Raw genomic sequence first — 14902 nt, 5'->3', positions numbered from 1 at the left:
GCGATCGAGGTCGCGAGGGCTGGCCCGGGGGGTGCGCGGGTGTCAGGGAATGGGTCGCACGACCCCGCTGCACCCCCGCATGGCGTAGGTTCGTCAAAGGGTCAGAAGGCGAAACCCGCGCCGGTGCTGACACCTGCGTATCCATGCGTGTCGACCGTGCCGTTGAACTTGAACACGGCGCGTCCGTCGTTCGACGATGCCGAATAGCCGATGGCGAAGGCCGTTTCCCCGCGGTAGTGGCCGATTGCGCCGGCCATCATCTGGCCATCGCTTTCGATCACTTGCGGCAGACCCGACACTGCCAGCGCGCCAGCCGTGCCGGCGTAGGAAGCGCGGCGCACGTCGTCGAGATCGAAGGCGATTTCGGCAAAGCGCATGTCGGTATAGGCATTGGCCGTGGTGAGCGCGGCATCGATGCCCGCCTGCATCTGGCGCAGGTTCACCGCATCGAAGTCGGACACCGCGTCGGCGACGTTGTGCAGGCCCACCGTGGCATTCGGATCAAGGCCGACAAGGGTCACGTCCTGAGAGATCACGCCACCGTTGCTGTAGCGCGGGTTGTCGGCGTCCGAATACTGGACCGCGACGACCGTGCTGCCTGCAAGGTTGTTCTGGATCAGCTGGATATCGCTGGTGTTCTGCGAAATGTTCGCCGTGTTGTTGGCGATGTTGGTCGCATTGGTCGCGATGTTCGCGGTATTGTTGGCGATATCGTTCGCATTGTTGGTGATGTCGGCGGTGTTCTGCGCGATGTTGGTCATGTTCTGGTCGACCTGCTGGTTCGTCGCGTAGAGTTGCGAGCCGTTCACTGCATCGCTCGACGTTGCCGAGAGCGAGCCTGCGGCCACGTTGGTCAGCGTGACCGGACCTGCCGCCGCGCCGATCATGGCAACCGTTTGCGTCGGCGAACTGCTGGGAGTGGTGCCGTCGCCATCGTCGACATAGCCGAGCGGTACGTTCGCCACTTGCGTCTGCAGGTTGGTGATCGCGGTCTCGTTGTTCGTGACCCGTCCATCGATGGCGACGATGTCGCCTTCGTTCACCGTTACGCGGCTGTCGATGTTGGCAATATCGCCCTCGTTGACGGTGACGCGCCCGTCGAGGCTGGCGATGTCGCCTTCGTTGACCGTGACGCGCCCGTCGATGTTGGCGATGTCGGTCTCGTTGACGGTGACGCGACCATCGAGGTTGGCGATGTCGGTCTCGTTGGTGGTGACCCGCCCGTCGAGGTTCGAGATGTTTGTCTCATTCGTCGTTACGCGACCGTCGAGGTTGGCAATATCCGTCTCGTTGGTAGTCACGCGACCATCCAGCGCGGCGATGTCGCCTTCGTTGACGGTAACGCGACCGTCGAGGTTCGCGATATCTGTTTCGTTTGTCGTAACGCGGCCGTCGAGGTTGGTGATGTTCGTCTCGTTGGTGGTTACACGGCCGTCGAGAGCGGCGATATCGCCTTCGTTCACTGTCACACGACCATCGAGATTGGCGATATCGGTCTCGTTCGTCGTAACCCGGCCATCGAGCGCGGCGATGTCGCCCTCGTTCACGGTGACGCGTCCGTCGAGGTTGGCGATGTCGGTCTCGTTGGTGGTCACGCGGCCATCGAGCGCGGTGATCGCGTCGGCGTTGACTTGCACGTTCTGGTTCGTCGCGAAGAGCTGCGAACCGTTGACCGCATCGGTCGAGGTGTCGTTCAGCGCGCCGTCGGCGACGTTGGTCACGGTCGTGCCGCTTGCGCCCTTCAGCGTGACGGTGGCGTAAGTGCCGTCGTCATACTGGACTGCGACGTCATCCAGCGCGGCGACCGCGTCGAGCGCGCCCTGGACCTGGCCGACTGTGGCGGCATCGGTTGCTTCCGTACCGGGAGCAAGGTTGGTGATCTGGCGTTCCGCACCGGGCGCGCCGACAGAGACTTCTCCGGCGGAATCGAATGTGCCGGCAAGGCCGGGCGAGCTGTAGCCCGACACCGCGCCGCGCGACGTAACCGAGCCGGCGCCGATGGCGACCGAATTGGCGAAAGTGACGCTGGCGCCGTTGCCGAGCGCAACGCCGTCGGCCTGCGTGACCGAGCTGTCGGCACCGATCGCGATGGCACCCGTTGCGCCGACCGAGGTCGATGCGCTGTTGCCGAATGCGATCGCGTCCAGTTCGCCAGCCGATGCGTCGAGGCCGTTCGCGCCAAGGCCGGTGATCGAGTTGCCGCCGATGGCGATGCCAGCTTCCTGGTTCAGCGTGTAACCGTCCGCAGTGACATTACAGGCATCGGACGAAGTGACGATGTTGCCGTCGGTGTCGAGCACCGTCAGCGCAAGCTGGTTGCCGTTGGCGATATTGTCGAGCGTGGTGGAAAGGTCGCTGTTGAGGACCGGCAGCCCAAGCGCGCTCAACAGCGGGCTGAGAACAAGGCCGTTCAATACCGTTTCGATGTCCTCGACCGGCTGGACGGTCTCGCCAACGATATCGGTGACGAGCGAAGGATCGAGACTGAGGCCGGTGCAGACGTCGACCACAGGCGTAACGGACTGCGCCTGGGCGTTGCTGGACATGGCAAGTGCACTGATTCCCACCGTGGCCATCATGGCGACGCGAGCAGTTGTTTTTTTTGAGATACATGGAAAATCTCCCCTGATTAAACCCATTCCGGGACGGGGAGAGGTTCGCCATTCGTCAAAAAGATAAAGTTAACTCTTAGGTTACCTAAAACTCTGCAAAATACATACGAGGCGGTCCGGCACCCTTTGGAAGCGTTATCAGAAGTATCCGACTGACAGGAATTGTCATTTAATCTGCCGACGCGGGACTTGGTTTGATGCCTAGCACACGATTAGGTGCAGAAAATTATGGTTTTTTTGTGCAATACCAATGTATGGTTAGTAACTAGGGAATATGTGTGCGGAGGGAACATACCGGAGAGCATGAGCTTTCCTGATCGAGGAGACGAAGGATGAGCGAGGTCACCGCTACTGCAGCCGAAGTCGTCCGGGCATTTTCGCACTGGCGGGATGTCGCGTCCGACAGTGCGGTTTTCATCACGAACCACGGCAAGGAAACCCACGTACTATTGGATATTGACCAATACCGCGAACTTGCGTCCGGAAACGCCAGCGGGGCCGACAAGGGCAGCGGTAACGAACTCGTCAGCCTGGCCGAATGGATCGACGAAGCGCTCGTCATCTGCGATTCCGATTTGCGCATCCAGTATGCGAACCGCGTGGCGGGCGCGATCTGTCGCAAGAACTCTGCCGAGTTCGCCGGAAGCCTTCTGGAAGAGGCGCTGCCGTCCGTTGCCGGATCGTTGATGGAGGTCCATGCGCGCCGTACCGTCGTCGGCGGTGAACCCAGTGCCGCCGACATTCCCTCGCCATTCAAGGAAGGTGCGTGGCTGCGTTTCCAGTCCTTCCCGCTCGGCAATCAGAACGTTCTGATGTTTCGAGACATTACCGAAGATGTGCAGCGCCACCGCCTTGCCGACGTCAAGACCTCGATTCTCGAGGCGATGAGCGTGCATGGCGACGTGGGCTATGTCCGGCTTTCGATCCGCGGCACGATCGAGCGCATAGACGATCCTTTCGCCCGCATGGTCGAACTGGACGAAGAACGCCTGATGGGCGTCGCCATCGTCGATCTCGTCGCAAGGGAAGATCGCGTGGTTTTCCGCGACACGCTGGAAGGCGTTCTGCGAGGAGGGCCGCCGCAGCGGCTTGAAGTCGGGTTCCTGAACAACAGCGGCAAAGTGGCTACAGCCAAACTTTCCATCGTGCAGCTACACGGAGCTTACGGCGCGGAGGGCGCGGTCGTTATGCTGACATCGCAGGGCATGCGCGAAGAAGGCGCAGACTGACTTTCGCGAAAGCCGGGCGTCAGGCGCGTCCGGCTTTCACTCTTGACAGGGCTTCGTGCCAGCCTTTGGCCAGTTCGACGCGTGAGGCTTCGTCGAGGTCGGGCTCGAAACTGCGGTCGAAGTTCGACAGCGCTTCGATAGCTTCCAGGTTTTTGAACATCCCTACGCCCAGTCCCGCCAGCGCCGCCGCGCCGCGCGCGGTCGTCTCCAGTTCCTGCGGACGGTCCACGCGGGTGGCCAGCATGTCGGCAAGGAACGCGCAGAACCAGTCGTTCGCAGCCATCCCGCCATCGACGCGCATGGCGTCGGGCGGCGGCGCGCCGTCGGCATTCATCGCGTCAAGCAGGTCCATCGTCTGGTAGGCAACGGCCTCCAGCGTGGCGCGGGCGATATGCGCGCGCGTGGTGCCCAGCGTCATGCCCAGCAGGGCGCCGCGCGCATGCGGGTCCCAGTGCGGCGCGCCAAGGCCGGTGAAGGCGGGCACCATGTAAACCCCGCCATTGTCGTCCAGCGTGGCGGCAAGCTCTGACGTTTCAGCCGAGTTCTCAACCAGATCAAGACTGTCGCGCAGCCACTTCACCGCAGCGCCCGCGACGAAGATCGACCCTTCCAGCGCATAAGTCGTCTTGCCGTCCAGCCGGTAGCCGACGGTGGTGAGCAAGCGGTTGTCCGAACGCAGCGGCGTGTCGCCGGTATTGGCAACGGCAAAGCAGCCGGTGCCGTAAGTCGATTTCACCATGCCGGGATGGAAACAGGCCTGCCCGAACAGTGCGGCCTGCTGGTCGCCCGCCATGCCCGCGACCGGGATGGCATGGCCCAGCAGGTCCGGGTCGGTCTCGCCATAGATTTCCGCGCTGTCGCCGATGCGTGGCAGCATGGCGGGGGGGACACGCAAGAGCTCGCAAAGCTCGTCGCTCCACTCACCCTTCTCGATGTCGAGCAGAAGCGTGCGGCTGGCATTGGTGGCGTCGGTCGCATGGACGCGCCCGCCGGTCAGCCGCCAGAGCAGGAAACAGTCGATGGTGCCGAACGCCAGTTCGCCGCGTTCGGCCCGTTCGCGCGCGCCGGGCACTTCGTCGAGGACCCACGCGATCTTCGTGGCCGAGAAATAGGGATCGAGCAGCAGGCCCGTCGTCTGCCGCACGGTGTCCTCGTGACCCGCCTCGTAAAGCTGTTCGCACGTCGCGGCAGTGCGGCGATCCTGCCAGACGATCGCCTTGTGGATCGGCTCGCCGGTGGCGCGGTCCCAGACGACTACGGTCTCGCGCTGGTTGGTGATGCCTATGGCAGCTACGTCCGATGCCGGAACGTTCGCACCGCACAGCGCACCGCGCGCGGTTTCCAGCGTCTTCGTCCAGATTTCATTTGCGTCATGTTCGACCCAGCCTGGCTTGGGATAGTGCTGCGCGAATTCCTGTTGCGAGACGCTGACCCTGTCGAGCCGGGCATCGAACAGTATGCTTCGCGTAGAAGTCGTGCCCTGATCGATGGCGAGAATATAGGGGCCGCTTGCGGTCATCGTCTCTCCGGTTGGTGGCGTCTGCGACTTCGAACGTCGCGATGGAGCGCCGCCGGGTCAACCCCGCTTGCCAAGCCGCGGCTCTTGTTGGGGGGTTTAACCTTGGCCCTGTCATCGCTAGGTTTGATGCAATGCAGCAAGCCCACGACCTTCCGCAGTCCGTCGATCTCCTCGTGATCGGGGGCGGCATCAACGGTGCGGGGATCGCGCGCGACGCGGCAGGGCGGGGTTTGTCGGTCCTGCTGGTGGAAAAGGACGATCTGGCCTCTCACACCTCTTCAGCATCGACAAAGCTGATTCACGGCGGGCTGCGATACCTTGAATATGGCGAAGTGCGGCTGGTGCGCGAATCGCTTCAGGAACGTGAACGGTTGTGGGGCATGGCGCCGCATATCATCTGGCCGCTGCGCTTCGTGCTGCCGCAGACGCAAAGCCCGCGACCGGGCTGGATGGTTCGCATGGGGCTGTTCCTCTACGACCATATCGGCGGGCGCAAACGCCTGCCCAAGACCGAAACGGTGCGGCTGGACAAGGCAAGGCAGGGTGAAGGACTGGCCGACCGCAAGGGCAAGGGCTTTGTTTATTCCGATTGCTGGGTCGAAGATGCGCGCCTTGTCGTGCTGAACGCGATGAGCGCGGTGGAACACGGCGCCGTGGTGAAGACACGCACACGGTTCGTGTCGGCGCTGCGCGAAGGATCGCGGTGGGCCGCCACAGTAGAGGACGCGCATGGCGTCCATACGGTTGAGGCCGGGGCCATCGTCAACACGGCAGGACCGTGGGTCAGCGCAGTGATCGGCCAGATCGCCAATGCCAGGCCCAAGGGGCAGGTGCGCCTTATCAAGGGCAGTCACATCATCGTGCCGCGCCTTTATCCCGGCGATCACGCCTTCATGCTCCAGAACCCGGACCGGCGCATCGTCTTCGCCATTCCTTACGAGCATGAATTCACCCTTGTCGGCACGACCGACGTGCCGTGCGCAGACATTCCCGAAAAGGCGGAAATCTCGGAAGAGGAGATCGCCTACCTGCTCGATACCGCGAACCGCTATTTCGAGAAGGACACGACCCGCGACGACATCGCCTGGACTTATTCGGGTGTGCGTCCCCTGTTCGACGACCAGGCGAAGAACGCCTCCGCGGTAACGCGGGACTACGTGCTCGACCTCGATCGCGGGGCGGGCGAGGAAGCACCGCTGCTCAATGTTTTCGGCGGCAAGATCACGACCTATCGTCGTCTTGCCGAACACGCGATGGAGGAACTCGCCCTGCCGCGCGCCGGAAACGCGTGGACTGCGGGCGCGACATTGCCCGGTGGCGATTTTGCCGATTTCGAGGATTATCTCGTCGGCCTTGCCCGCGCGCATCCGAAACTGCCGCACGATCTGCTGCGCCGCCTTGCCCGCGCATACGGCACGAAAGCGGAAGTGATCATCGGCAAGGCCCGCACGCTGGCCGACATGGGCGAGGATTTCGGCGGCGGCCTCACCCAGTCCGAAGTCGACTATCTGACCGTCCATGAATGGGCGAGAAGCGCCGAAGACGTGCTCTGGCGGCGTAGCAAGATGGGTCTTCACGCCCCTGACGGCACCTATGAAAGGCTCTGCGGCCACTTCAACGGTTACGCGCCCACTGGCTAAATGGCGTTGCGCCCCCTAAATGGCGGCCCATGCATTTTCTAGACCAGGCCAAGATCTACATTAAGTCCGGCGGGGGCGGCCCCGGTGCCGTCTCGTTCCGGCGTGAGAAATATATCCAGTACGGCGGACCCGACGGCGGTGACGGCGGTTCGGGCGGCGATGTCGTGTTCGAAGCGGTCGAGGGGCTCAATACGCTCATCGATTTCCGCTATACGCAGCACTTCAAGGCGCCGCGCGGCGGTCATGGCATGGGCAAGGACCGCACCGGTGCCAGCGCCAAGCCGCTGGTGATCGAAGTGCCTGTCGGCACGCAGATCATCTCGGACGAGGACCGCGAGACCGTGCTTGCCGATTTTACCGAGGTGGGCCAGCGGGTCGTCCTGCTCGAAGGTGGTATGGGCGGACGCGGCAACGCCAGCTACAAGACCAGCACCAACCGCGCCCCGCGCCAGCATCAGCCCGGCATTCCGGGTGAGGAGATGTGGGTCTGGCTGCGGCTGAAGCTGCTGGCCGACGTCGGCCTTGTCGGGCTGCCCAATGCGGGCAAGTCGACTTTCATCAACGCGGTCACCAATGCCCGCGCCAAGGTCGGCGACTATGCCTTTACGACACTGGTCCCCAAATTGGGCGTCGTGCGGCACAAGGGCCGCGAATTCGTGCTTGCCGACATTCCGGGCCTGATCGCGGGCGCGGCGGAAGGTGCCGGCATCGGCGACCGTTTCCTTGGCCATATCGAACGCTGCCGCGTGCTGATCCACCTGATCGACATCTCGGGCACGGGCGAAGGGCAGGACCCGATTGAGGCGTTGCACATCGTCGAGGAGGAGCTGGCCGCCTATGGCGAGGATCTCGAAAACAAGCCGCGGCTCGTCGCGCTCAACAAGGTCGATCTGGCCGACGAGGAACTGATCGCAGGCTTTGCCGAGGAGCTGAAAGCGGCAGGCGCGGACGAGGTATTTCCGATCTCGGGCGCGACGGGTGCAGGGCTGGAGCGGCTGATGGACGCGATCCTCGGCTATCTCCCCGACAAGACCCGCACGGAAACCAAGGGCGCGGAACGCGAAGGACCCGAAGACGGTTCGGACGGCGAAGCGCCGGAAGAATGGTCCCCGCTTTAAGGCGCGGACCCCGACGACAGGCTGACATGACCGGTAGGTAGACACGACAGGCACGATGGAAAAAAGCGAACCCACCGAAAAGATTACCACTCTCCACGACCTCACGTTGCCGCGCACTTGCAAGCGGATCGTGATCAAGGTCGGCTCTGCGCTGCTCGTCGGCCCCGACGGACAGCCGCGGCGCGAATGGCTGGCCTCGCTGGCGGGCGAAATTTCCGCGGCCACGATCAGGGGGCAGGAAGTCATCGTGGTGTCGTCGGGCGCGATCGCGCTGGGCGCGTCGCGGCTGAAGCTTGAAAAGGGCGGCCGCGCCAACCTTGCCGACGCGCAGGCCGCGGCCTCTGTTGGGCAGATCGAGCTTAGCGCGCTTTGGGCGGACCTGCTGGGCGGGCATGGTCTCACGACGGGTCAGCTTCTGGTGACGCTCGAAGACCTCGAAGGTCGTCGCCGCTATCTCAACGCTTCGGCCACGCTGAAGCGGCTGGTCGATCGCGGGGTCGTGCCGGTGGTGAACGAGAACGATTCGGTCGCCACTCACGAAATCCGCTTTGGCGATAACGACCGTCTGGCCGCCCGCGTGGCGCAGGCGGGCAAGGCCGATGCGGTCGTGCTGCTGTCAGACATCGACGGGCTTTACGACCGCAACCCGAAGGATCCGGGCGCGCAGATGATCCCGATGGTCCACGGCGTGACCAAGCAGATCCACGACATGGCCGACGGCGGATCGGGCTCGGGCCTCGGTTCGGGCGGCATGACGTCCAAGCTTCAGGCAGCAGAGATCGCCGAACGTGCGGGCATCGCGCTTGCCATCGTGAACGGCCAGTACACCGCGCCGCTTGCCCGCGCATTGCAGGGCGGGATCGGTACGCTGTTCCTGCCGCGCCGCCGCGACAGCGGGCGCAAGGCGTGGCTGGGCGGGCGTATCCGGATGCGCGGGACGCTGGTGGTCGACAGCGGCGCGGCCAAGGCCATGCACGATGGCAACAGCCTGCTGGCCAAGGGCATTACCGACGTCACCGGCAATTTTTCGCGCGGGGACGTGGTAGAAGTGCGCGGGCCGGACGGCGAACAGATCGCCAAGGGTCTTGCCGAATACGACGCATCGGAAGTCTTTGCCATCATGGGCCGCCATTCGGACGACCAGGAACGCCTGCTGGGCTATGCCCCGCGAAGCGCCGTCATCCACCGCGACCAGATGGTGATCGTGAGCATTCGCAAGTGAAGATCGCGATATCGGGCGCAACGGGCTTTGTCGGCTCGACGCTGCTCGATCTCGCAATCAGCGAAGACCACGAAGTCCGCGCCCTGACGCGGCGCGAACAGCCGGAGCGCGATGGCGTGACATGGGTGCGCGGCGATCTGGCCGCGACCGATGCTCTGGAAACGCTGTGCACCGACGCCGATGCGGTCGTACATGTCGCGGGCGTGGTAAATGCACCCGACAAGGCGGGTTTCGTCGCGGGCAACGTCACCGGCACGAAAGCGATGCTGGATGCCGCCAGGGCTGCGGGCACGCAGCGCTTCGTCCACGTCTCCTCGCTCTCTGCGCGGGAGCCTTTCCTGTCCGACTACGGCAAGTCCAAGTTCGGCGCCGAAGTCGCTGTGGAAGCGAGCACTCTCAACTGGACCATCGTGCGCCCGCCCGCGATCTACGGGCCCCGCGATACCGAGATGTTCGAGCTGTTCAAGGCGGCGAAGCTGGGCGTCGTGCCCCTGCCGCCCGAAGGCCGCGCCTCGATGATCCACGCCGCCGATCTTGCCGCGTTGCTGCTGGCGCTGGCCACCGATGGCGGGGCGCACGCGGGCAAGGTCTATGACCCCGACGACGGACGCGAAGGCGGCTGGCGCCATGTCGAGATGGCGAAGGCCATCGGCGAAGCAGTTGGCCGCAAGGTCACGCCGCTATCGATGCCTGCCATGCTGGTGAAGGGCGCGGCGCGGATCGACCGCATGGTGCGCGGGACAAAGGCGAAACTGACCCCCGACCGCGCCAGCTACATGGTCCACCCCGACTGGACCGCCGACCCCGCACACCGCCCGCCTGCCGACCTGTGGCAACCGCGGATTGAGACGGGGGAAGGGTTGAAGCAGACGGCCCAGTGGTATCGGGGCGAGGGCTGGCTTTAGGTTAGCGCGCGCTGGCGGGTTACGAGGCGGTTGTGGTCTTAACGACGAGCAATTAGACCGAGTTTGGCTCTGACACGGTCGGCGTGGGCGAAACAGCAATGCTTCGTCTTGGCGGGTTCGACTCCCGCCCGTGAGTCCCTCCGCTCAAGTGATGTCTGCGTCGACGCAGCTTCCGAAGTTTAATCAACTTGGGAGCGTCTGCGAAATTGGTTCTTGGCGATTATCGCGACCAACGAAAGCAGTTTTCCCAGAACTATCACCATGAGAAAAGTTAGGGCGGCGATCGCGAACGCCGTCGTAACAGACGGCGTTTCGTATTGACCATCAGGTCGCGTTGTCGTCGTGAGTTGGTCGAGCCACATTGAAGCGATGAAAGCTGTTAGGGATACTGCGAAAAGGGGATACGAGGTTGCGGTTTTGAGGGCTTTCGAACTCGGTTCGCCGGAGGCGGCGTCTGCTCCATGCCAAACGAAAACGCAGAACAGTAGGAACAGAAAAACAAATAACGGGTCGAGCAAGATGAAGGCGCACCAATCGACCGAAGACTGGCACGCCCGAAGCCGAAGGACGTAGCTTAAGTTGGCCGCCAAGTTCGCCAAGATGATGAGCGTGCTACTAAGCCAGCATGATAGCTTACGCGAAAGCAGACCATTCGCGGCAGAGCCTGTAGTGCCAGCAATCAGCATGGGTCATTTCTAGCAACCGTTTATCGAAACGCAAATCGCCCGAAACCCAGCCTTCAGAAAACAGGATCGAAGTCCGGCGGCAAATCGCCGTCCTTGGTCAGGCCCGGCACCTGGTGGATGCCGCATTCGGTCTTGTCCCAACCGCGCCAGCGGCCTGAGCGGGGGTCTTCGCCTTCGGCCACCTTGCTGGTGCAGGGCATGCAGCCGATCGACGGATAGCCCTGCGACACCAGCGGATGGCGGGGCAGGTCGTGTTCGTCCATGTAGGCGTCGAGGTCGTCGCGGCTCCAACCGATCAGCGGGTTCACTTTCAGGCGGCCCGCCGTGTCGGACGTGTCGAGTTCGAAAATCGGCAAGTCGGCGCGGGTGGCCGACTGGAACGCCTTGCGGCCCGTGATCGACGCGTCGTAGTGCGCCAGTTCCTTGGCCAGAGGGATCACCTTGCGGATCTCGCAGCAGCCGTCGGGATCGTAGGACCAGCGAAGACCACTTTCGTCCCTGGCGGCCAGCACCTCGGCATCGGGCGTCAGGTTGATGATGTTGGTCAGGCCGAAAGTCCTGACCAGCAGGTCGCGATATTCCAGCGTTTCGGGAAAGTGCTTGCCGGTTTCCAGGAACAAAACGGGGGCATCGGCCTTCACGCGCGACACGATGTCGAGCAGGACCGAGCTTTCCGCGCCGAAGCTGGAGACCACCGCCGTGCGGCCCACCACGCCTTCGACGAGAACCGCGTGCAGGATCTCCTGCGCCGAAGCGTCCGCGAAACGCGCGTTGAGCGCGGCGGCATCCTCGGCGGTGAAGCGCGGGGCAGTGTCGATACGGTCGAGGCGGCGAGCGGCTTCAGGCATCGGCGGAACCGTGCCTGAGCGCCCAGATCGGCGCGCGGCCGTCGACGGTCTTCTGATAGACGTTTTCCCAACGTTCGAGCGCGGTCTTCACGTCGGCCTCGTTCATCGCCTTTTCGGGTTCGAACGCGTCGAAACCGCAGCGGCGCATATAAGCGATCTGGTCCACCGCAACATCGCCGACGGCGCGGATTTCCCCCTCGTAACCGGCTTCGCGCAGGATCCGCGCCGCCGAATAGCCGCGTCCGTCGCCGAACACGGGGAAGTTCACTTCCACGCGGGTGATGTGGGCAAGGTGGGGCAGCAGTTCGCGGGCGTCGTCGCCCGGTTCGATGCGGACGGCACCGGCGTTCGACTGTTCGCCGAAGGCATCGACGGTTACGGCCGGGCTTTCCGACACTTCGTCGTCGCGGAAACGGAGAAACTCAACCATAGATCGCCTCCTTGAACGGATCCATGCCGATGCGGCGATAGGTATCGAGGAAGCGTTCGCCATCCTCGCGATTGGCGATGTAGACGTCGGCGGCCTTCTCGACCGCGTCGACGATACCGTCCTCGCTGAAACCGGGGCCGGTGATCTTGCCGAGCGAAGTATCCTCCGCCTCGCTGCCGCCGAGGAGGAGCTGGTAGTTCTCCACGCCCTTCCGGTCGACACCAAGGATGCCGATGTGGCCTGCGTGATGGTGGCCGCAGGCGTTGATGCAGCCCGAAATCTTCAGCTTCAGTTCGCCCAGTTCGGCGGTCTTGCCGCTACCGGCGAAACGTTTCGAAATCTTCTGCGCGACGGGGATCGAGCGCGCATTGGCGAGGCTGCAGTAATCGAGCCCGGGGCAGGCGATGATGTCTTCGATCGTGTCGAGGTTGGGCGAGGACAGGCCGTTCGCGTCGAGCACGTCGAACAAGTCCTTCAGGCGCGCCTTTTCGACGTGCGGCAGGACAATGTTCTGCGTGTGCGTGACGCGGCATTCGTCGAACGAATATTCGGTCGCAAGTTCGCCCATCAGGCGGATCTGGTCCGCGCTGGCATCGCCCGGAATACCGCCGACGGGCTTCAGAGAGATGACCGCGCTGACATAGCCGGGGGCCTTGTGCGTGACCGTATTGCGATCGACCCAGAGCGCAAAGTCGGGATCCGTGCGGTCGATTTTATCCGACAGGCCGGTCTTGAACGCGGGATCGGCGAAGTAGGGCTTGATCCGCTCCAGCTCTGCCAGCGGCGGTTCGATGCCCTGCGATTTGAGATGCGCGAACTCTTCCTCGACCTGGCGCGTGTATTCGTCCTTGCCCATTTCATGGACGAGGATCTTGATGCGCGCCTTGTACTTGTTGTCGCGGCGGCCGTTGCGGTTGTAGACGCGCACGCACGCCTCGGAATAAGTGATCAGATCGTCGAGCGGCACGAATTCCCTGATCAGCGGGGCGACCATCGGTGTGCGGCCCATGCCGCCGCCGACGTAGAACGCGCAGCCGATCTCACCAGCGTCGTTCTTCACGATCTGGATGCCGATGTCGTGCAGGCGCATGGCCGCACGGTCGGTATCGGCCGCGATGACCGCGATCTTGAACTTGCGCGGCAGGTAGCTGAATTCCGGGTGGAAGCTCGACCACTGTCGCAGCAGTTCGGCATAGGGGCGCGGGTCGACCAGTTCGTCGGCTGCGGCACCGGCGAAGTGATCGGAACTGATGTTGCGGATGCAGTTGCCGCTGGTCTGGATGGCGTGCATCTCCACCTTGGCGAGATCGGCCAGAATGTCCGGCGCGTCTTCCAGCTTGATCCAGTTGTACTGGATGTTCTGGCGCGTGGTGAAGTGGCCATAGCCGCGGTCATACTTGTCCGCGATATCGCCCAGCGCTTTCATCTGCGCGCCCGACAGCGTGCCGTAAGGCACGGCAACGCGCAGCATGTAGGCGTGCAGCTGGAGGTAGAGGCCGTTCATCAGGCGCAGCGGCCGGAACTTCTCTTCCGAAAGCTCGCCCGACAGGCGGCGACGGGTCTGGTCGCGGAATTCCTCGACGCGGGTGTCGACCATCTGCTGGTCGTAATTGTCGTACTTGTACATCTCAGATCACCCAGTTGCCGGCAGCAGGGTCGGCGGGTTTGAGGGTCAGGTCGGGGCGGACCGTGGGGCCAAGGGCGCGGATACGGTCCTTGATGTGCGCGGGGCGCACGCCGTTTTCGTCCTTCGTCGCGTCGATGGCATAGGCACCGACGACATTGCGCGAGGCTTCCTCGCGCGCGGCGATCTCGTCGGCCTTGTCGCCAACGTCCACGGCATCGTTGACGTGGCGCGACCAGCCCTGGCCGTCCCACCAGGTCACGTCGCCGGTCTTCAGGTCGTTTCCGGTCAGGATCTTCATTTGTTGGCTTCCACAGCTAGGGCGGCGATGTCCGCGTCGCGTTCACGCGTGACTTCGCCGATGACGATAAGCGCCGGGCTTTTTACCCGATTGTCTTCGACCAGATCGGGCAGACCGGCGAGGAGTCCGCGCAGCACCCGCATTTCAGGGCGCGCGGCATTTTCGATGACGGCAACGGCCATGTCGGGCGCAAGTCCATCTGCCATGAGCTTGTCCGCGATTTGCGGCGCGGTCTTCACGCCCATGTAGATGACGAGCGTGCGGCCGACACCGGCAAGTCCGGACCAGTCCTGATCGGACAGGCCCTTGCACTGGCCCGCGACGAAGCTGACGACGCTGGCATGATCGCGGTGCGTAAGCGCGATCTGCGCGGCGGCGCCCGCGGCATTGGCGGCGGAAATGCCGGGCACGATTTCGACCGGAACGCCCGCAGCGCGGCACGCTTCCGCCTCTTCGCCGCCGCGTCCAAAAACCAGCGGATCGCCACCCTTCAGGCGAACGACGTCGTTACCGGCCAGTGCTTCGCGGACCAGCAGGGCGCAGATGTCTTCCTGCGGCATCGTGTGATGGGCGCGGCGCTTGGCAACCGAGACAAGCTTGGCATGCGGATGCGCCATGGCGAGAATCGCGGGCTCGACCAGCCCGTCGTGGACGACGAGCCTTGCCGACGTGAGCAGCCGCGCCGCGCGCAGCGTCAGCAGGTCCGGGTCACCGGGGCCCGCGCCGACGAGATAGACGCGGCCAATGGAATCGGGATTCGACATGCTT

General features: G+C 63.6%; 12 protein-coding genes. 5 read left to right on the top strand and 7 right to left on the bottom strand.

Features of this window, described 5'->3' with window-relative positions:
• Window positions 1–101 precede the first annotated feature (101 nt).
• Window positions 102–2546, bottom strand: coding sequence for a YadA family autotransporter adhesin (locus A9D15_RS05735; protein ID WP_172807474.1), 2445 nt, complete (start codon window positions 2544–2546; stop codon window positions 102–104).
• Window positions 2547–2944: 398 nt separating this feature from the next.
• Between A9D15_RS05735 and A9D15_RS05730 the strand changes: the two genes are divergently transcribed.
• On the top strand, window positions 2945–3841 hold the full coding sequence (locus A9D15_RS05730) for a PAS domain-containing protein (protein WP_066762895.1): 897 nt from the start codon (window positions 2945–2947) through the stop codon (window positions 3839–3841).
• 19 nt (window positions 3842–3860) lie between these two features.
• On the opposite strand, the gene glpK is transcribed toward A9D15_RS05730, so the two are convergent.
• A complete protein-coding gene (gene glpK, locus A9D15_RS05725; RefSeq protein ID WP_066762893.1) occupies window positions 3861–5360 on the bottom strand; it encodes a glycerol kinase GlpK in 1500 nt (499 codons plus the stop codon).
• Window positions 5361–5491: 131 nt separating this feature from the next.
• Between glpK and glpD the strand changes: the two genes are divergently transcribed.
• From glpD to A9D15_RS05705, 4 genes are read left to right on the top strand one after another with little or no spacing between them, the layout of a single operon-like run.
• Window positions 5492–7000 carry a glycerol-3-phosphate dehydrogenase gene (gene glpD / locus A9D15_RS05720; protein ID WP_066762891.1) on the top strand — a complete coding sequence of 503 codons (1509 nt, stop codon included), beginning with the start codon at window positions 5492–5494 and terminating at the stop codon, window positions 6998–7000.
• A 29-nt stretch (window positions 7001–7029) separates the two neighbouring features.
• Window positions 7030–8118, top strand: a complete 1089-nt coding sequence (gene obgE / locus A9D15_RS05715; RefSeq protein ID WP_066762888.1) for a GTPase ObgE — start codon at window positions 7030–7032, stop codon at window positions 8116–8118.
• Window positions 8119–8173: 55 nt separating this feature from the next.
• Window positions 8174–9340, top strand: a complete 1167-nt coding sequence (gene proB / locus A9D15_RS05710) for a glutamate 5-kinase (protein ID WP_082924281.1) — start codon at window positions 8174–8176, stop codon at window positions 9338–9340.
• On the top strand, window positions 9337–10245 hold the full coding sequence (locus A9D15_RS05705) for an NAD-dependent epimerase/dehydratase family protein (RefSeq protein ID WP_066762885.1): 909 nt from the start codon (window positions 9337–9339) through the stop codon (window positions 10243–10245). Before proB ends, A9D15_RS05705 begins: the two co-directional genes overlap by 4 nt.
• A gap of 739 nt (window positions 10246–10984) precedes the next feature.
• On the opposite strand, the gene A9D15_RS05695 is transcribed toward A9D15_RS05705, so the two are convergent.
• Genes A9D15_RS05695 through cobA form a run of 5 tightly spaced genes read right to left on the bottom strand, consistent with a single transcriptional unit; the run spans window position 10985 to window position 14898 of the window.
• Window positions 10985–11779 (bottom strand): phosphoadenylyl-sulfate reductase, encoded by a 795-nt coding sequence (locus A9D15_RS05695; RefSeq protein WP_066762882.1) that lies wholly within the window; start codon window positions 11777–11779, stop codon window positions 10985–10987.
• Entirely contained in the window at window positions 11772–12209 is a 438-nt protein-coding gene (locus A9D15_RS05690; RefSeq protein ID WP_066762881.1) for a DUF934 domain-containing protein, read from the bottom strand. Before A9D15_RS05690 ends, A9D15_RS05695 begins: the two co-directional genes overlap by 8 nt.
• Window positions 12202–13836, bottom strand: coding sequence for a nitrite/sulfite reductase (locus A9D15_RS05685; protein ID WP_066762878.1), 1635 nt, complete (start codon window positions 13834–13836; stop codon window positions 12202–12204). Before A9D15_RS05685 ends, A9D15_RS05690 begins: the two co-directional genes overlap by 8 nt.
• Window position 13837: 1 nt before the next feature.
• Complete coding sequence (locus tag A9D15_RS05680; RefSeq protein ID WP_066762877.1) at window positions 13838–14134, bottom strand: DUF2849 domain-containing protein; 297 nt, start codon at window positions 14132–14134, stop codon at window positions 13838–13840.
• Complete coding sequence (gene cobA, locus A9D15_RS05675) at window positions 14131–14898, bottom strand: uroporphyrinogen-III C-methyltransferase (RefSeq protein WP_066762876.1); 768 nt, start codon at window positions 14896–14898, stop codon at window positions 14131–14133. Before cobA ends, A9D15_RS05680 begins: the two co-directional genes overlap by 4 nt.
• Between the last annotated feature and the right edge of the window lie 4 nt (window positions 14899–14902).

It is taken from the genome of Croceicoccus pelagius (genome assembly GCF_001661915.1).
Lineage (GTDB): Bacteria > Pseudomonadota > Alphaproteobacteria > Sphingomonadales > Sphingomonadaceae > Croceicoccus > Croceicoccus pelagius.
The sequence above is the reverse complement of the archived record's forward strand: the minus strand, read 5'-3'. Positions and strand labels throughout refer to the sequence as shown.

Bases quoted from the DNA above. Each gene is read 5' to 3' on its own strand.
- A9D15_RS05735 (WP_172807474.1), bottom strand. From the start codon at position 2,546: ATGTCCAGCAACGCCCAGGCGCAGTCCGTTACGCCTGTGGTCGACGTC.
- A9D15_RS05730 (WP_066762895.1), top strand. From the start codon at position 2,945: ATGAGCGAGGTCACCGCTACTGCAGCCGAAGTCGTCCGGGCATTTTCG.
- glpK (WP_066762893.1), bottom strand. From the start codon at position 5,360: ATGACCGCAAGCGGCCCCTATATTCTCGCCATCGATCAGGGCACGACT.
- glpD (WP_066762891.1), top strand. From the start codon at position 5,492: ATGCAGCAAGCCCACGACCTTCCGCAGTCCGTCGATCTCCTCGTGATC.
- obgE (WP_066762888.1), top strand. From the start codon at position 7,030: ATGCATTTTCTAGACCAGGCCAAGATCTACATTAAGTCCGGCGGGGGC.
- proB (WP_082924281.1), top strand. From the start codon at position 8,174: ATGGAAAAAAGCGAACCCACCGAAAAGATTACCACTCTCCACGACCTC.
- A9D15_RS05695 (WP_066762882.1), bottom strand. From the start codon at position 11,779: ATGCCTGAAGCCGCTCGCCGCCTCGACCGTATCGACACTGCCCCGCGC.
- A9D15_RS05690 (WP_066762881.1), bottom strand. From the start codon at position 12,209: ATGGTTGAGTTTCTCCGTTTCCGCGACGACGAAGTGTCGGAAAGCCCG.
- A9D15_RS05685 (WP_066762878.1), bottom strand. From the start codon at position 13,836: ATGTACAAGTACGACAATTACGACCAGCAGATGGTCGACACCCGCGTC.
- A9D15_RS05680 (WP_066762877.1), bottom strand. From the start codon at position 14,134: ATGAAGATCCTGACCGGAAACGACCTGAAGACCGGCGACGTGACCTGG.
- cobA (WP_066762876.1), bottom strand. From the start codon at position 14,898: ATGTCGAATCCCGATTCCATTGGCCGCGTCTATCTCGTCGGCGCGGGC.